This window comes from Parafilimonas sp., assembly GCF_051953455.1.
Classification (GTDB): Bacteria; Bacteroidota; Bacteroidia; order Chitinophagales; family Chitinophagaceae; genus Parafilimonas.
The window spans coordinates 21,109-39,192 of record NZ_JBQCIT010000049.1; the positions used below are offsets into that span (position 1 = coordinate 21,109).

Consider the following 18,084-nt stretch of genomic DNA (forward strand, 5'->3'; position numbering starts at 1 on the left):
CTGCCGGCTGATTGAATCAAATGAGTTTAAGAGTTTATGAGGTCACAGATTGTTTAATAGCTTCAACCAGTTTTGCCCAACTGTATTTCTTTTTCTCTTCTTTTAAATAAGGTAAAAAGTGTGTTTCACCAAGCGCATAAAGCTGTTTAATTTTTTGTGCAATGCTTTCAGCATTGGGCTCTGCAATTAAACCAACCTTTTCATCAGGCACAAGATCCGGCAGGCCGCCCACATTGGTAACGAGCATTGGTTTTTCAAAATGATAGGCTAAAGGCGTAACGCCGCTTTGCGTGGCATTCCGGTATGGCTGGATAACAAAATCGGCGGCGCTTAAGTAATATTTCACTTCACTGTCGGCTATAAAATTTGTTCTTAAGATTACCAGCGACTGAAGATTGTTTTGTTCGATAATATCATCATATAATTTGCGGTCTTTGTAAAACTCACCGGCAACGAGCAGTTTGGGAATTGCTGATGGCTGATTGCTGACTGCTGACTGCTTTAGCAACGCCATGGCTTCCAGCAAAATATCAAGGCCTTTGTATTCACGTATAAAGCCGAAGAATAAAATAATCCGGTCATCAACATTTAAATTCAAATGCTTTCGCGCTTCAGCTTTATCAATCCTATCACCAAAATTATCATACAAGGGGTGCACGAGTTTTTGTGCAGGTTTATTAGTGAATAAGCGCAGGTCATTCATCACTCTATCACTCATTGTAATAAAAGCATCGACCGGTTTTATAAAGTAAGAAGTGAATTGTTTATCGCCCACACGTTTTTCATGCGGCAAAATATTATCGGCAATACAAATGATTTTAGTATGATGATTTTTTTTTGCAACGCGTAAAATAGTTCCAAGACATGGCCCCATAAAAGGCAGCCAGTAACGCACAACGATAATATCGGGCCGCAATTTTTTTAGTTCATGACCAATCTTAATCCAGTTAAAAGGATTGATTGAATTGATACCTTCTTTAATATTCAAATCTGTTGGCGCCGGCTCATTTGAATACTGAGAAGTGCCTGGAAAAAGAAATGAAGGATATTGTAAAGAGAATGTATATATGGTGACGTTATCATGCTGGTATTGAAATTCCCTTGCCAGCCTTTCGTTAAAAGACGCAAGCCCGCCGCCACGCAACGGGTAAGCTGGCCCTATGATAACTATAGATAGCATTAATTAAACCCTGCTTTCCTTTCAATAAGGTAATTGTTCCTGTCGGTTGCATTGCGCACTACCAGCTCTGCAATAAAACCGGTAAGGAACAATTGCATACCGATGATCATAACAGCTAATGCAATATAGAAAAGCGCTTTATTGGTAATGCCATAATTTGCATCAACAATTTTGGCAATGACGAGGTATAGGCTGCTAAAAAAACCGATGATAAAAAAGAACGTGCCATATAACCCAAAAAAATGCATAGGCCTTTTACTGAATCGGCCAACAAAAGTTAATGTTGCAAGGTCAAGAAAGCCATTAATAAACCTGTCCCACCCAAATTTGGTAACACCGTATTTCCTGGGCCTGTGCTCCACCACTTTCTCTCCTATTTTTCTAAAGCCCGACCATTTTGCAAGCACCGGGATATTGCGGTGCATTTCACCATAAATTTCAATGCTCTTTACCACTTTTTTACGATAGGCTTTAAGGCCGCAATTAAAGTCGTGCAGCTTAATGCCGGATATGCTTCTCGCCATGGCATTAAATATCTTTGAAGGGAAATTTTTAGTGAGCTTATTATCGTACCGCACTTTTTTCCAGCCGCTCACCATATCAAGCTTATCTTCCGTTATCATGCGGTAGAGTTCCGGAATTTCATCGGGAGAATCCTGCATATCGGCGTCCATCGTAATAACCACATTGCCCCGTGCTGCTTTAAAACCCTCATTCAATGCTGCAGATTTGCCGTAATTGCGCTGAAATTTTATGCCTTTGATATTCGGATTATCTGCACTTAATTTTTCAATGATGCACCAGCTATCATCTGTGCTGCCGTCATCCACCATAATAATTTCATAAGAAAAATTATGGGCAGTTACCACACGTACAATCCAGTCGCACAATTCAGGCAGCGATTCTTCTTCATTATATAAAGGAATAACTATCGAAAGATCCATTTAATTAAATTGGTTGATTACCGAAGGGGTCCTGTGGCTTCTTCTTAGCAATAGCCGCGCCAATTAATGAACTAATGGCGCCTATGATTGCGAAACCTACTATAACTCCAACTATTGCAAATAACACATAATGTTCTCTCATCATACTAATGGTCTGGTCTATCTGGCTATCCGAAGCTTTACCGTCTGCTTCCATCTTTTGCCTTGTCATTTCAATGCTCTTATCAATCATTTCAGGGAATAAAACCTTAAAAGCAAGTATGGTATAAAGTAATACTATCACCGTTATAACTGCCGTGGTTTTAAACCCATGAGCAAATAAATTACCAAAAGTAACATTGGCATTTAACTGGTTTGAATAACTGACGCAAGCCCATATAATGCCGGCTAAGAAAAGCACATACTGCACATAAGAAAGCTCAGGATGCTTCATGCCATCTACAAAATATATGATAAGGCCGTACACGATCAATATTAATGATATAATAAAGCCCTTTACCTGTGGTGTTGTTATTTTGTTTTCCATAATAAGTTTTATTAATTGTTTAAAATTAACGCTCCTTTTGAAACCACACCCACCACACTTCCTTTCAATTCAACATTAAAAAACGGTGAATTAAACGACTTACTTTTATTTTTTTCTTTTGTAAACACAAATTCATTTCTATTAAAAAGCGTAAGCGATGCTTTTTCGCCTTCTTTTATGCTTGCAGGCAACTGAAATATTTTACCGGCATTTACAGAAAATAAAGCAGCAATTTTTTCTGCCGGTAATTCCGGCAGTACGGTTTGCACAACACTGTATGCGGTTTGCAAACCAATCATACCGGGTTTTGCATATTCAAATTCACAGGCTTTATTATCCCAATCCTGCGGCAGGTGATGCGAGGCGATGCAATCAATATCGCCATGCAATACAGCTTCGCGTAAAGCCATCATATCGCTTTTGCTGCGCAACGGCGGGTTTACTTTAAGATTAGTGTCATAATTCTTTAAATCCTCATCACAAAAAAACAGGTGGTAAGGCGTAACAGAGCAACTGATCTTTAAGCCCTCAGCCTTAGCTGCTTTAATTAATCCGATCGATTTTCTTGTAGTAATTGCCGTTATATGCAACTTAGATTGTGTGTAACGAAGCAGTTCAATATCCCTTGCAATTAATAGTTCTTCTGCGATGGCAGGAATGCCCTGCAAACCCATGCGGGTTGATACAATTCCTTCATTCATTAAACCCGAAGCATTGATGGATTTATCCTGCGGCAATTGTATGATAACGCCATCAAAAGTTTTTACATATTGAAGCGCCTTTAAAAACAACCCTGAATTTTGAACCGGGTAAAGGCCATCTGTAAAAGCAATGGCGCCGCTTTGCTTCATATCATACATTTCAGCCAACGCTGTGCCTTCTCTTTTTTTAGATATAGCGCCAAGCGGGTGCACATTCATTTTAGTGTTGGCTGATTTTTGCTTTACATATTCCACCTGCGTTTTGTTATCAACAACCGGGTTTGTATCGGGCAATGTAAACACCTGCGTAAACCCGCCGGCGGCAGCGGCGGCGGCAAGCGATTCTATTGTTTCGCGGTATTCATAACCCGGGTCGCAGGCATGCGAAAAAATATCTATCCAGCCGGGAGAAACAAATGTATTTTCTGATGTAAAAACCTGTGCAGATTCATCTGTAATGGCATTATCAATTTTAGCAATAATGCCATCTGTAATTAAAATATCTTTCTTATTTCCGTTATAAGGAGAGTTTGAATCTGCAATTGAAACCTGCTGCAGTATAATATTCATGTAATTCGGCAAAATTTGGCAAATATAACCTGATTTTAATTAAAAGCCCTTTACATTTGCAGCCCTTTTAAGTGCAAACAAAAAAGGTTTCGGGTGGTGGCGCAGTCCGGTAGCGTATTTGCATGGGGTGCAAGGGGTCGCTGGTTCGAATCCAGTCCACCCGACTTTTAAGACTTCAACCGCATCAAAAGCTTGTAAAAAATCATTGATTTACAAGCTTTTCTGTTTTTTACCGTATCAAATCATTGCAAAAAATATCAAATGTTGTGCGAACAATAAGGTGAACTGAAAGGTGAATTATCTTCCAGTTCGCAAATTCGGGTGCACTGCACTTGCTTTCAGTTGCTAGGCAATTTGGATATTGTCGTTAGCAGTAGATTTAAAAGCTTTTAAAGTTCATTTTTCTGTGTTTCGTGTAAACTGATGAGCAAAATAGATTTAATAACACAAAAATGATTTTCTATGAGAAGTTCAAACACTTTCGGAGTGCATTTTATACTCCGTAACAGACCGGCTGATGGTAAACAGCCCGTGTATGCAAGGATTACAGTGAACAAAACCCGATGCGAACTATCGTTGAAGTATTATCTTGAAAAGAAAAACTGGAATGAAGGCAAGGGTATTGCGAGGCCGCTTAATGAAGAACTAAGACAACTCAACAGTTACCTTGAAGAAACAAGAGGAAAGCTTGCCAGGCATTACCGGGAGCTTTTGATGCAGGAAAAAGAAGTGACAGCGGAGAGTGTAAAAAATGCTCTTATTGGCAAAACAGAAGAACAGAAAAATTATACGATGCTGTGGCTTGTGCAGGAACATAATACTGTCATGAATGCGGTGCTGAAAAGAGGCAGCATGAAAAATTATCTCACTACGGAAAAGTACCTGAAAAGCTTTCTGGAAAAGAAATTTCATAAAGCAGATATCCACTTAAAAGATCTTACTTATGAATTCATCACTGCTTTTGAATTTTATGTGCGTTCAAATCCAAGAAAACAAAATGACCCCTGTACAAACAACGGCACTATGAAACATCTGGAACGTTTAAAAAAGATGGTTACCTGGGCCGTGAAAAATGAATGGATGGAAAAAAATCCGTTTATTAATTACCAGTTGAAATTTAAAAGATACGAAAGGGAGTTTTTACAGTTGAATGAACTTGCTTCTATTGAAACACAAATATTCGATAATGAAATATTGCAAAAAGTAAAGGACCTGTTTGTGTTTTGTTGTTATACAGGCCTGGCCTATATTGATGTAATAATGCTTAAGCCTGAAAATATTATCAATAATATAGATGGTTCAAAATGGATAAAGACAAGCAGGGCAAAAACGGAAACGAGCGTGCAGGTTCCATTATTAAAACCAGCGTTATTGATTCTTGAAAAATATGTACAGGAAAATAAGAAACAAATAAGGGAAACAATATTTCCCTGGATAAGCAACCAGGAAATAAATAGGAGCCTTAAGGTAATTGCAGCAGTATGCGGCATTAAAAAGCACCTTACCTTTCATTTGGCCCGGCATACGTTTGCTACAACTGTTACGCTTGTCAATGGCGTTCCCATCGAATCAATCAGCAAGATGCTGGGACATACAAAGCTGAGCACAACAATGATCTATGCAAAGGTTACGCAAACAAAAATTGGAATGGATATGGAAAGACTGCAAAACAAGTTGGATATTATAAACAGCAAACTGAAAGCAATATGATTATTGGATGAAATGAATAGAATTTTTATGATAAAGCATGATTTAACAAATTATGCTTTATTGAGTTTTATCTATTTGAACATCGCTTAACATGCAGCTCAAATTGAGTTATGAGCACCATATCATTTGATATGATTAATCACTACTTTGCTATTGAATTTATTTTTGATTAATGTGAAAAAGAACGGTGAGTTATGGAATCAAAAAAATCTATCAGAATGGGAATGCCATATCCCCAGGGAACAAGATTGTTCGCAAACCAAATTATTACAGCTGAACATCTGATTGAATTTAAAAGCGAGCTATTATCAGAGTTTGAACAGCTTTTTAAATCTTATTCAGCGCAAACACAAAAGCGGTGGTTAAAAGCACACCAGGTACGCAAATTGTTGAATATCTCAATCGGAACCCTTCAAACGCTTAAGTCATCAGGCGTACTTCCTTATAGCAAAATCGGCGGTGTTCATTTCTTCGATTATGAAGACATACAACGTATACTTCAGGAGAACAAAGAGAAGGGTTTGAGAAGATAGAGATTTGTTTAGGTGTCAGCAATTATAATGTATGTATCAATCCAAATAATGCATAGTATAAATTGTAAAACTTTATACTTGATCTTACAATCAGTGAGGAGAAATTTTTTTGAATCAGATTAAATTTTTTTTTGGCAAGTCCCTTAAATATTCTGACTTTATCATACAAATGCGAAATTCAAGTCGGATAATTAGAATTCATTCTACATTCTCGTATTTAATTAAGCGTAACCATCACCCAAACCAGGAGAAAAAGGCTGAGAATCAAGGTAATTGGCATGACTTTAAAAATTGCATGCATGCTTTGTATCAGAAAAAAAGCGTCCGCAAGTGCAAATTCTATTATTAAATCCTTCATCAATAATTGCCAGGCAACGTGATGCAGAACGCCATGGGGGCGTCATACCTTCTATAAATACAAACCTTATAAGTCTCTATGATTTTTTAAGAGGAAATAGCCATCTGAAGCAATTTTTGAAAGTACGGATATACAATAGACTGCCAGGCTTACAATTGCATCAAACTGATTCATCTGTAAGTATCTCTCCTTTTCCACCTACTGAACCAGCGTCTGAACAGAAAAGAATGTTATATCAAGAACATACTGATCCGGCTAAATTTCATATAAAGTGGTTTATGGAAACCTGGGAAGACGCGAACAACACCATTGATTTGTTCGACTATATGGAAATCTCACTAGAGTTTTTAGATGAACTAAATCGTAATTTATTATCGCAAACGCTCAAGGTAAAGTATTTAAAGGCTTTAAGTAAGGAATATATACTGGCATTAGATCAGGATCAGTACGAACTTTTAGTTGAAATATTCGGTTCAGATCTTTCTGTACTAAAAATGGTGCATTTTGTAAATACCAACATATCTCATACATTTTTTTGCTATATCCAAAGAAAATTCTTTTCAGTTTACAGGCTTAAGAACGGAAGCATTTGCCAAATACAATCAAACTATAACTCATTTTATACAACTAGATAGGCCTCACCGATAACCGTCAGGCCGCGTTATTCTAACTGCAACATTTTTTACTAGTGAGAAATGAAGCTGACTGCAACATAATTCAACCTATTTCTACCGATCTTTTTTGAAACAATGTTTATGTGTTTTCAAAAGAACTTATTTCCTATACAATTACATACTTTAGAGATCGGTATGACCGCAACATATCTGAAGAAATCGCACAACTCTATCTTCAAAAATGTGCTGCTTTAGTTGTTGCCTATAAAGTCATCAACAAAATAAACAATGGAGTAAGGGCAAAGCTATTACGCTTATAATATATTTACCAGCCCGCGTTTTTAATTCTAAAGAGTTTTTTCACAGTCTGACGCCGGTACGTTTAAGCTCGCTTAAAAAGTAACAAACCCGTTGGCTAAAGTCTGCTTTACGGGCATCTTCTGTTATTGGTTTTATGGGTGCATATACAATGGAAGCGAGCGCATCATCCAATGACTATAAATCATCAAATGCGAACCTGGATGGCTTTTTAAGCGGAAGTATACGCAGTAATGGTAGGGCGTGATACATTTAATTCTCTGCTGATACAACGAAGGGAGCAACCTTTTGAAAGATAACTGATAACGGAACGTACAAAATGTATCGTAATCACTTTATTGGGCATGCTTTGCTTTTGAATGCAAGACGAAGCCGGTGATAAAATGCTCTTATACTATTTAAGAAAGTGATAAACTTTGTGCCGTATTGTCAGCGCGAAAAAACTAATAACCTGTAGTAAAGTTTACTCCGAAATACACGTGCTTATACATCAGACACTGGTAAACTTTGCCGCGAAATAATTGGTAAACTACCCTCCGAAATAACTGGTAAACTATGGGGCGAAATATCCAGTATATCTTTCAGTATGATAGAATCATCCTCCGGCTCCAGATTCATATACTTTTCAACGAGTGCCCAACAGGCATCATCATTTAACCGCGCCAATTGTACAAAACCGCTATCCGTTAAAATTCTTTCAAATTACCCCGTGCTGTCTAAAAATCCTGCAACAGTTGGGGCTTTAATGTTCGTTCGGGAACGATGGAAGAACACAGCAGGTTGGAGAAAACAGAACTGCTTACTTTCCTTCCGGCAGGCTTCTTTGTCAACAGGATAAAACAGAGATGATTGAGGTAAGGGCGTTCATTAAAAAAGCGTTCACTCCTTCTCGTCAAAAAGCTGGTATCCTCTTTACTGAAATCTGCAGCATACTTTGCTTCCGCAAACCAATCCTGTTTATGAAATACCGCATGCTTTGGCAGTATGCGCACCGCCTTGATCAATGATTGATGTAAAGCTTCGTATTTCTGGTCGGATAAGGTGAAGAGTTCCGGCAGCCGCACTTCATAAGCAATGGTAATGTCACCTTGCTTTGAAAGGATGCAATCATGCTCCACACCAAATATTGGCAATATGTCTTCAAGTCGCTTTCCATCATTTACTTTTTTTGAGTTAGCGTCAGCGGGCAGACTATGCCTGGAACAGCTCTGAGTAACTAGTAATTTGTTTTGTGGCGTTATTCCCGCATTATTTTACGCACAGTATGGGTTTGGCAAAAGTTACCATCATTCCATCTGAAATGATCAAAGTTCAAAACACATAAGATCATCAGGACATATATGGCAGCTACTATAAAGCAAACCTCTTCGGTGTTCAGCGTTACCTATATGGCAGAAATCAAATGAAGTCAAAATAATGCCATTTTCAACCTCTTTTTCACTTTAATTATTTATAAGCTTAACCAGCTTAAGCGATTTTCTGTTCAGGCGTATTCCGGTTAACAAACAATGTTTGTGTTGGATAAGCAAATTCAATCCCTTTGCTCTCAAATATCCTGTAAAGGTTAAGGTATACAGCCTGCTGCCTGTCCATATAAAGATTATAATCTGCCGTAAGTACGAAGTAAACAAACTCAAAGTTTAAACTGAAATCTCCAAAGCCTGAAAAATGACCACGATCGTAAGTTAGATCTTCATTGCTTGTGATAATATCTTTTACTATTTCCGGAATAGCTTCCAATACATCAGCAGGCGTTTGATAGGTAACGCCAATATTAAAGACCACTCTTCTTCTTTCCATACGTTTGAAATTATGTACGCGGGAATCAGTGAGGTCTTTGTTGGAGAAAACAAGTTGTTCGCCTGTAATAGCCTTAATCCTTGTTGTTTTAATGCCAATGTATTCAACAAGCCCTATTTTATCATCAACAATAATAAAATCGCCTATTTCAAATGGCCTATCAAAAAGAATTACAAAATAACTGAAGAGATCACCCAAAATAGCTTGTGCTGCCAATGCTATGGCAATACCGCCAATACCCAAACCTGCAATAATTGTAGTTACATTATATCCTAAATTATCGAGTAGAAAAACGATGCCGAGCATCCATATGATTATTTTGATAATAACCAATAAACCTCGTGCCTGCTTTTGCTTAAGATCAGCATCATCCTGGTGTTTTAAAAAGCTTAATACAAAATATTGTACGGTTGCACTAATAAATTTTAAAATAAAGAAAGTGCAAACCAACAGCAACGCGACATGGATAATGTCATCTATTTTTTTCGGAAAATTGAGGTAGTTTAAACCTCCATAGACCACAAGGGTATATAAAATAGGTATTAGTGATCTTTCAAATGACTCTATGATAAAATCGTCCAACGAGGTTTTTGTTTTTTGTGACCATTTTTTAAGCCGTTTAAGCAAACCACCTTTGATTAATTTTAACATAGCCAATCCGACCAAAATGCCGCCAATAACGATTATCCATGTAAGCAAGGTGTTTCCAAAATAAACATTGTTTAAAAGGTTATTCATGATTCAAATTTTACAGGTAAATACAATTATTGTTGCGCGATTGCAAACACAAGCCGGATAATAACAAAAAGTTTTTAATTGGAAAAATATACGAGCATAAAATCAACACGCCTGTTTCATCGTCCGTTATTTCATCCTGGCCTTAATCCTCCATAAAACATTCTACCGGTTATTGGCTGCCAAACTAATGCGGCACCAACACATCCACTGAATGGTTCATTAGCCGCTATAATGGCATTCCTTTGATAAAAAATTGATGAGATTTTCTGCAACCGAGATACAATTAACAATCTTTTCCTTTTCAAATGGTTTTTGCAGCAATATGCTGTCGCAAGGGCTTTTACGTAAGCGGGTGATATGCCAAAGCTATAGCCAATCTTCATAGAGGCTGGCAACTTCTGTTTGAGTACTATTTACCCTCCGCATTATCGAGATGATCCGCTAATATCTAAAAAATACTGTTTCAATCACAGCACAAAATTGCCCTGCATTAATAGCGGCTATCGATAAATAAGAAGCTGAAAAAATCGTTAAGCACATTTAAGATTTCAAAGAATAGTCTTGTGCACTGATAGACTTTCTCCAAACGTTTTATTGCAAGATCAATTTTGATTTAAAAACTTTTCCATGAATTTTTTTCCGATAACACTTAGTATTGAATAAGCTTTATTGCGCCAGGCGATCTTGTAATAATTTTTAAACATACGTTTTGTTTAAGCTAATAGCTACCAGCCATTAGCTGTTAGCTAATTTTTATTCCGTTTTTAAACTCTTCACCGGGTTCACTCTTGCTGCTTTAATTACCTGGAAGCTTACCGTTATCAGTGCAAGCAATAATGCCACCATGCCTGCCAGTAAAAACATCCACCATTCTATACTGATGCGGTAAGCAAATTTTTGCAGCCATTTGTTCATTGCCCACCACACAAGCGGCGATGCAATGAGCGTGGCGATAATAACCAGCACTACATATTCTTTAGATAACAACTGCACAATACCCGCAACAGATGCACCCAGCACTTTCCTGATACCAATTTCTTTGGTTCGCTGAAATGCAGTAAGCACGGCAATTCCAAATAAGCCAAGGCAACTGATGAATATAGAAATGGCTGTAGCAAGATTGATAAGCTTCGCCAGGTTTTCTTCCTGTTGGTACATGTTGGCAATGGCTTCATCGTAAAATTTATAGGTAAAACTTTCGGGTGGATAAAACTGGTACCAGGTTTTTTCAATAGCCTTCAATGTTTTTTGCCACCGCGATGGATCGCCTGCAAGTTTGATATTAAATGAAGAGAGGCCTTCTTTATCGCTTTCAAAAGCCATCGGGTCGATGGTGGTGTAAAAATTTTGCTGGTGAAAATCTTTTACCACACCAACAATGGGAAACTTTGCATGCTGCTGTCCAATCATTTTACCAAGTGCATCCTGCGGCGATGCGAACCCAAAAGCATGTACAGCCGTTTCATTAATTACATATTCATTGGTAGTGTCTGATGCATAAATATTTCTTCCGGCTACCAGTTTCATACCATATAAACGGAGGTAGGCTGTATCCACTTCTTTCCTGAAAACCTGCCTGCTAACGGGTTCTTTTCCATTGGGTGTATAATCATACTGGCTTGATGAGTAATTCCTGCTCATCGGCGCATCGCCTAAAGCAGCATTTTGTACGCCGGGAATATTTTTCAGTTCTGCCAGCAGCGTAAATTGTTTGCCTGCATAGTTTTTATTGCTTGCATATTTCCATGGTACATCTGCCAGCACTACCGCATCTTTATTAAAACCCATATCACTGTTAAGCACATACTGTAACTGTTTTGCTACAATAATGGCGCTTGTAATAAACACCAGTGCAATTACAAACTGAAACACGATTAACGCTTTTTGCAGGCTAAAGCCGCTGCTGTTTTTTTGCCTGAGCGACGTATTTCTGAATACATTTACTGCCTTCACTTTTGTGATGAGCCAGCCCGGGTAAAGACCCGCTAATACCGTTACAATAATTGCCAGTATGATGATAAAAATAATGAGCTGCCATACGTTGGCAAAGGGCGTTATTCCTTGCGGAATAATATCGCTTAACAACCAGAAACCAAGCTGGCTTAGCACGAATGAAGAAACGCCTGCCAGTATAGTTGTAATAAAGGTTTCGCTTAAAAACTGGCTGATTAACCGGCTGCGGCTACTGCCCAGCGTTTTGCGCACACCAATTTCTTTTGCCCGTTGCGGAAGGCCGGCAATACTCATGTTAATGTAATTGATGCAAGCCAGCAGCAGCAGGAACAGGGCAATGCCCATCAAACCATATAACACGGGTTTGCTGGCTTTGCGCTCTTCCCATTGAAGCATGGTAGCGAAATGCGATTCTTTCAACGGGAGTAATTCATACCATTGTTTGTATTTGAAATTATCAGTTCGTGTTGCTTCAAATGCTCGTCTTTTTTTAGCAGAAAGGCTGTCAATTTTTGCTGTTATTTCAGCAGGATTTACACCTTGTTTTAATTGCAGGTAAAGCTTATCTGAGCCGTTGGTGTTTGTCCATTGCGCCATTTCATAGGCTTTCGCTGGCAGCGAACAAAACTCCTGTGTAGTAAATTCTGTAGGCGTTGGGTAATCGGCAACAATACCGGTAATAGTACGCGTAACGGTATCCTGGTAGCCATAATAGGTAATAGTTTGATTGAGTATACCGGCCAGTTTTTGATTAGGAAAATATTTTTTTGCCCGGCTCTCTGTAAGTACAACACTGTTTGGCGCAGTAAAAGCTGATCGCTTATTGCCTGCCAGCCAATGGTAAGGCAGCATAGTAAAATAGGTGGAATCGGTTGCTGCCACATTTTCAGGCTCGTCAACCATTAACGGTTTACCATTGCTGTAATTTACCTGGAGCGCTTTAAGCCCTGCACCAAGCAAAGGCACTGTATAATCAATACCGACAATTTCCTGGCGAATGCCCTGGTACATTGGTTTAGACACACCACCATTGTATTGCTCTTTTTCATCAAACACAAAGCCCGTTAGTACACGATAAATGTTTTCTTTACCGGGAAGATTTTTTTCGTAGCTGAACTCATAACTTACGATGCAGTAAATAACCCAGCAGGCGCTGATGCTGATGGCCAGCCCTAAAATGTTTAATGCAGTAAATAGTCGTTGCCGCCATAGGTGCCGAAATGTTGTTTTAAAATAATTTTTAAACATAAGTTTTTGTTTGGTTAATAGCTTTCAGTCATTAGCTGTTATCTAAGATTTATTCTGTTCTTAAACTCTTTACAGGATTTGCGATTGCTGCTTTTATTGTTTGAATGCAAATCAATAATGCTGTTATCAACCCCAGACAAATAATTGAAATAATAAATGGTGTTGCTGTTACATTAATTCTGTAAGCATAACCTTGCAGCCAGCCATGCATAATCATGTAAGCAAGCGGGCATGCAACAATCGCAGCAATAACAATAATCCATAAAAATTCTTTCATGAATAAACTAATAATACCACTTACTGAAGAACCCAACACTTTCCTGATACCTATTTCTTTCGTGCGTTTTTGAATGCTTAATGAAATCAATCCAAGCACACCAAGCAACACAATAATTAATGATAAAACAGTTGATGTATAAGCAGCTTGTTTCAACTGCAGTTCGGTGCTGTAAATCTTTTGCAGCGTTTCATCCATAAAGCGATATTCAAATGGAGCGCCAGGCATTAATGCAGACCATTTTTTTTGCAGCGCATTTATTTCATCCGGAATATTTCCTGGCTTTAACCTGATGGTGAGATAACGATAAAACGGATTGAGTTTTACATTCACAAAACACATTACCGGGATGGTTCCCTGCATGCTCCATAAATGAAAATCTTTAACCACGCCTGAAATAGTAAAGAGGGTATTGCCGAAACCTTGTAATTTTATTTGCTGGTTGATGGCATCATGTGCATCCCTCCAGCCAAAGGCTTTTGCGAACGTTTCGTTGATAACAATTTTTGAAGAATCGTTCGCTTCATTGGTATTAAAAAAATTACCGGCCGCCATGGGTACTTTATACGTTGATGCATAATTTTCATCCGTGGTATAAAGCTCTGTATAAATTGCCTGGGTTGAATCTTGCCCTAATTTATAAGCTGCGCTACTTCCGTTATTTCCGTTTGGAATTTCCCATGATACTGCGGCATTACTTACCTGCGGCATGGATGCAATTTCATTGCGAATGGTTTCCATGTGCGCAACGCCTTGTGCACTCCAGTCTCTTGGCACCTGCGCAGATATGAGATATTCTTTATCATAACCCAAATCTTTACCAAACAAATAATTTACCTGTTTCGAAATAACGATGCTGCCGATTAAAACAATTGCTGCAATACAAAATTGAAAAGCGACCAACGATTTACGCAGTAAAATATTTTCTTTTATTGATGTAAGCTTTCCTTTGATTACTTCAGCAGATTTTAGAGATGATAAAACGGTTGCAGGATAAATGCCGGCGAGCAAACCAATGATAAGCGTAAGCAATATTGGTATGAAATATATATAAACAGGAAAACTGAAGAATGTTGGAATGTTTTTGCCCAATACATTACTTAAATAAGGACGCATGAACACATAAATTATAAGCGCTACCATCGTCGAAAAGAAAACAAGCAAAACAGATTCAGTTAAGAATTGAAGTATTAATTGTTTTCGCATGCCGCCAAGCACTTTGCGCACACCAATTTCTTTCATGCGTGATGATGCTTTGCTGATGGAAATATTTATGAAATTGATAATAGCCATCAATAAAATAAATGCAGCAATGCACGAAAGCGTGTATAACATTTTTTCAACCAGGTTATTATTCGCCTGCAAATAATAATCGTTTAACGATACAATCACCGTATGCGTTTGCTTTAAATCAACTGAAGTGTTTTGATGAATCAAATGCCTGATAGGTTCTTCAAGTTGTTTTGGTGTAACACCTTTTTGTAATTGAATATAGCTAACAATTGATGCGTTGTTCCAGCTATCCATTTGTTGCCTGTTAAAAAAATTTATAGAACCAGGCGATAAAAAAACGCCGTTGATATTATCATCATTTATTTTGCTTATAGAATTTTCCGGCATTGATTTTAATACTGCCGTAATCATAAAACCGTGTTGGCCGCCTGAAAAATTATCTATGGTAAATGTTTGCCCAACAACATTTGTTCTGCCAAAATATTTCTTTGCAGTTTCTTCTGTAATTACTGCGGAATATGGGTCATTAAAAGCAGTTTTGATATTGCCATGTAAAACCGGAAAGCCATACATTGAAAAGAGCGTGCTGTCATTTATTTGAATGCCTTCGCGAAAATGTTTATCTCCTTTTGATACAGTTGAAGTAATACCATCCCAGCGATAATAGTTGGCAACCAAACCCGGGTATTGTTCTTTCAATGCCTTTGCAAGATTGCCGAATGTTGTTAAATAAAAAGTCGGGTCAGTTCCATATTTTGTTTGAATGATGTATTGATCATTTTCATTTTTAAGCGAAGCGTTTACGCGCAAAGCATTCCAAACATAGGCACCAATTAAAAATGCAAATGCAATACCTATTGCAAGTCCGCCAACATTAATGAATGAATGGAATTTATATTTTGAAATATTGCGCCAGGCTATTTTGAAATAATTTTTAAACATAGAAGTTTGTTTGAGCTATTAGATAGTTTTACTCCGTTCTTAAACTTTTTACCGGATTTGTTATCGCTGCTTTGATGGATTGAAAGCTTACTATAGACAATGTGATCATGATTGTGCCAATACCTGCCAATGCAAAGAACCACCATGATACTTCTATGCGGTATTGATAATGCTGCAGCCAGTGATGTATAAAATAATGAGAAACCGGCACCGCTATAATAAAGGATAAGATGACTATCAAGATAAATTCTTTGGCTAATAAATGCCAGAGGTTGAATACCGATGCGCCTAAAACTTTTCTTATACCAATTTCTTTGGTGCGTTGTTCCGCAACAAATGAAGCCAACCCGAACAGGCCGAGACAGGAAATAAAGATGGCCAACAAGGAAAAAATAGTTGCAAGGCTTCCCATTTGTTCTTCATCTGCGAATTTTTTTGCAAATTCTTCATCCGTGAACTTGAAAATGAACGGGCTTGCGGGATTGTATTTTTTAAAAACAGTTTCAATTTTGCTTAATGCGATACGTACAGGCATTTGTGGATTTATACGCACGGTAATAAAATTGGCATAATCATAATCCAATACAAATAAGGATGGCTCTGCAGGTTGATAGGGGGAACCCATAACCAGGTTTTTTACTACACCAAGCACCGTAAAATTTCTTCCGTTCCATCTTATTGTTTTTCCAACGGGTTGTCTAAAACCCATTAACTTTAAAGCAGCTTCATTAATTATTATTCCACTGCTGTCTGTTGCAAAAATTCTTGAGAAATCCCTTCCTGCCAAAAGGTGCCATCCGAGCGTATTGCCATAATCATGCGTTGCCCTGATAATTTTGAAAAGGGGCGTTGTGCCGGGCGCTTTTCCTTCCCAACTTAAACCTTTTTCATCTTCTGGTACTTCCGTTGAACTTACAGATGATTTGGTCATGTTTAAAGCTGCGCCTGTTTCTATTAAATCATTTCGCATGTTATTATAAGAAGCCTGGTATAGATCGGACGTGTTCATGCTAACGGTAATTAATCCATTAGTTGCATAACCAACAGGGCGGTTTTTTGCAAACTGAATCTGTTTGTAAACAACGATTGTGGCAATGATGAGTGTTATAGAAACAGAAAATTGCACCACCAGTAATACTTTACGGGGGACCGAAGCAAAGCGCCCTGTTTTAAAGTTTCCTTTTAAAACTTTTAAAGGGTTAAATGCCGACAAATAAAATGCAGGATAACTGCCTGCAATAACACCGGTAAAAACAGTGAAGCTTAATATTAATATCCAGTAAAGGGTAGAACTATATGGAATAACAATTGCTTTATCTGTAAGCCTGTTAAAGAAAGGAAGGGATAATTGAGTGATGGCAACGGCAATTACCAGTGCGATGAATGCATTTAATAAGGCCTCTGTAAGAAATTGTTTTATTAACTGAATACGCAATGAGCCAAGTGTTTTTCTAACGCCAACCTCCTTTGCTCTTTTGGCACTTCTTGCAGTTGACAAATTCATAAAATTGATGCAGGCAAGCAGCAATACAAACAAACCAATAGTGCCAAACATCCACACAATGCGAATACGCCCTTCAGCCAGCTTTCCGTTTTCAAATTCATTGTACAAGTGCCATTTATTCATTGGGTAGAGCATTACCTGCTCATTGCCATCTTTCACATGGGCGGAAGGAATATTTTTTATCTTGCTGCTCACTTTTTCTATGTCGGCATAATCATTCATCTGCACATATAATTTCCAGAAGCGTGTGTTCCAGTCGCCTTGTGCATCTTTTACCCAGCCTGCAAATTCATTTACGGCTTTGTCAAATGGAAGAAATATTTTAGTTTCATAGAAAGATGAATTTTTAGGCAAATCTTTAAAAACACCGGCTACCTTCAGTTGCATCATGTTATCCATCTTTATTGTTCTGTTCATAGGATCGGCATCGCCAAACATAGCTTTGGCAACGGATTGTGCAATTAAAACAGAAGAAGGGTCGTTTAACGCATTACGGCTGCCTTCAAGCATATCAAGTGTAAGCATTTCAGGCAACGCAGGCTGGGTCCATACACCGGAAACAGAAAGTTTTTTTTCACCCAGTGATAAAATATGAGTAAAGTTCTGCCAAACAAGCGCCACACGCTTAAAATCAGAAGCATAGTTATTACGCAACACTTCAGCCATTGGTATCGACGCCAGTTCACTGCTGCTTGTTTGGTTATTGAAAGTTTGAAAATCTATAACCTGGGCAATTCTGTTATGGTTTTTATGATAATCATTAAATGAAATTTCATCCCAAATCCATAAACCAATCAGCATGGCCACAGCCATTCCGGCAGCAAGCCCGCTGATATTAATGATAGAAGAAATTTTATTCTTCAATAAATTTCTCCAGGCATTTTTGAAATAATTTTTGAACATAAAATTTGATTTGCGATAGCTGATTTAATGCT

General features: G+C 38.0%; 12 protein-coding genes and 1 tRNA gene. 4 read left to right on the plus strand and 9 right to left on the minus strand.

What is annotated here, in order from left to right:
• Positions 1-34 precede the first annotated feature (34 nt).
• From ACTHN6_RS17525 to ACTHN6_RS17540, 4 genes are read right to left on the minus strand one after another with little or no spacing between them, the layout of a single operon-like run.
• A complete protein-coding gene (locus ACTHN6_RS17525) occupies positions 35-1,180 on the minus strand; it encodes a glycosyltransferase family 4 protein (RefSeq protein ID WP_440437078.1) in 1,146 nt (381 codons plus the stop codon).
• On the minus strand, positions 1,180-2,124 hold the full coding sequence (locus tag ACTHN6_RS17530; protein WP_440437079.1) for a glycosyltransferase family 2 protein: 945 nt from the start codon (positions 2,122-2,124) through the stop codon (positions 1,180-1,182). Before ACTHN6_RS17530 ends, ACTHN6_RS17525 begins: the two co-directional genes overlap by 1 nt.
• Positions 2,125-2,128: 4 nt before the next feature.
• Positions 2,129-2,650, minus strand: coding sequence for a DUF4199 domain-containing protein (locus tag ACTHN6_RS17535; RefSeq protein WP_440437080.1), 522 nt, complete (start codon positions 2,648-2,650; stop codon positions 2,129-2,131).
• A gap of 11 nt (positions 2,651-2,661) precedes the next feature.
• The gene (locus ACTHN6_RS17540; RefSeq protein ID WP_440437081.1) at positions 2,662-3,921 is read right to left on the minus strand and encodes a dihydroorotase; all 1,260 of its coding nucleotides are present in this window, start codon (positions 3,919-3,921) and stop codon (positions 2,662-2,664) included.
• A gap of 90 nt (positions 3,922-4,011) precedes the next feature.
• Between ACTHN6_RS17540 and ACTHN6_RS17545 the strand changes: the two genes are divergently transcribed.
• The 4 genes from ACTHN6_RS17545 (at position 4,012) to ACTHN6_RS17560 (ending at position 7,157) form a co-directional block, all read left to right on the plus strand.
• Positions 4,012-4,085: transfer RNA gene (locus ACTHN6_RS17545), tRNA-Pro, on the plus strand.
• A gap of 298 nt (positions 4,086-4,383) precedes the next feature.
• Positions 4,384-5,631 (plus strand): site-specific integrase, encoded by a 1,248-nt coding sequence (locus ACTHN6_RS17550; RefSeq protein ID WP_440437082.1) that lies wholly within the window; start codon positions 4,384-4,386, stop codon positions 5,629-5,631.
• Between the two features lie 194 nt (positions 5,632-5,825).
• Complete coding sequence (locus ACTHN6_RS17555) at positions 5,826-6,164, plus strand: helix-turn-helix domain-containing protein (RefSeq protein ID WP_440437083.1); 339 nt, start codon at positions 5,826-5,828, stop codon at positions 6,162-6,164.
• Positions 6,165-6,494: 330 nt separating this feature from the next.
• A complete protein-coding gene (locus ACTHN6_RS17560) occupies positions 6,495-7,157 on the plus strand; it encodes a hypothetical protein (protein ID WP_440437084.1) in 663 nt (220 codons plus the stop codon).
• Positions 7,158-8,170: 1,013 nt separating this feature from the next.
• On the opposite strand, the gene ACTHN6_RS17565 is transcribed toward ACTHN6_RS17560, so the two are convergent.
• The 5 genes from ACTHN6_RS17565 to ACTHN6_RS17585 all read right to left on the minus strand — a co-directional run bounded on the left by ACTHN6_RS17565 (position 8,171) and on the right by ACTHN6_RS17585 (position 18,052).
• Positions 8,171-8,587 carry a DUF3875 domain-containing protein gene (locus tag ACTHN6_RS17565; RefSeq protein ID WP_440437085.1) on the minus strand — a complete coding sequence of 139 codons (417 nt, stop codon included), beginning with the start codon at positions 8,585-8,587 and terminating at the stop codon, positions 8,171-8,173.
• A gap of 334 nt (positions 8,588-8,921) precedes the next feature.
• Positions 8,922-9,992, minus strand: a complete 1,071-nt coding sequence (locus ACTHN6_RS17570) for a mechanosensitive ion channel family protein (RefSeq protein ID WP_440437086.1) — start codon at positions 9,990-9,992, stop codon at positions 8,922-8,924.
• A 753-nt stretch (positions 9,993-10,745) separates the two neighbouring features.
• Positions 10,746-13,193: an ABC transporter permease gene (locus ACTHN6_RS17575; protein WP_440437087.1), complete on the minus strand. Its 2,448-nt coding sequence runs from the start codon at positions 13,191-13,193 to the stop codon at positions 10,746-10,748.
• A gap of 49 nt (positions 13,194-13,242) precedes the next feature.
• The gene (locus ACTHN6_RS17580) at positions 13,243-15,645 is read right to left on the minus strand and encodes an ABC transporter permease (RefSeq protein WP_440437088.1); all 2,403 of its coding nucleotides are present in this window, start codon (positions 15,643-15,645) and stop codon (positions 13,243-13,245) included.
• 28 nt (positions 15,646-15,673) lie between these two features.
• Positions 15,674-18,052 (minus strand): ABC transporter permease, encoded by a 2,379-nt coding sequence (locus tag ACTHN6_RS17585; RefSeq protein ID WP_440437089.1) that lies wholly within the window; start codon positions 18,050-18,052, stop codon positions 15,674-15,676.
• Positions 18,053-18,084 lie beyond the last annotated feature (32 nt).

Excerpts from the sequence above, each read along its gene's own strand:
- ACTHN6_RS17585 (WP_440437089.1), bottom strand. The coding sequence starts at position 18,052 with ATGTTCAAAAATTATTTCAAAAATGCCTGGAGAAATTTATTGAAGAAT.
- ACTHN6_RS17550 (WP_440437082.1), top strand. The coding sequence starts at position 4,384 with ATGAGAAGTTCAAACACTTTCGGAGTGCATTTTATACTCCGTAACAGA.
- ACTHN6_RS17575 (WP_440437087.1), bottom strand. The coding sequence starts at position 13,193 with ATGTTTAAAAATTATTTTAAAACAACATTTCGGCACCTATGGCGGCAA.
- ACTHN6_RS17535 (WP_440437080.1), bottom strand. The coding sequence starts at position 2,650 with ATGGAAAACAAAATAACAACACCACAGGTAAAGGGCTTTATTATATCA.
- ACTHN6_RS17525 (WP_440437078.1), bottom strand. The coding sequence starts at position 1,180 with ATGCTATCTATAGTTATCATAGGGCCAGCTTACCCGTTGCGTGGCGGC.
- ACTHN6_RS17530 (WP_440437079.1), bottom strand. The coding sequence starts at position 2,124 with ATGGATCTTTCGATAGTTATTCCTTTATATAATGAAGAAGAATCGCTG.
- ACTHN6_RS17570 (WP_440437086.1), bottom strand. The coding sequence starts at position 9,992 with ATGAATAACCTTTTAAACAATGTTTATTTTGGAAACACCTTGCTTACA.
- ACTHN6_RS17580 (WP_440437088.1), bottom strand. The coding sequence starts at position 15,645 with ATGTTTAAAAATTATTTCAAAATAGCCTGGCGCAATATTTCAAAATAT.
- ACTHN6_RS17555 (WP_440437083.1), top strand. The coding sequence starts at position 5,826 with ATGGAATCAAAAAAATCTATCAGAATGGGAATGCCATATCCCCAGGGA.
- ACTHN6_RS17540 (WP_440437081.1), bottom strand. The coding sequence starts at position 3,921 with ATGAATATTATACTGCAGCAGGTTTCAATTGCAGATTCAAACTCTCCT.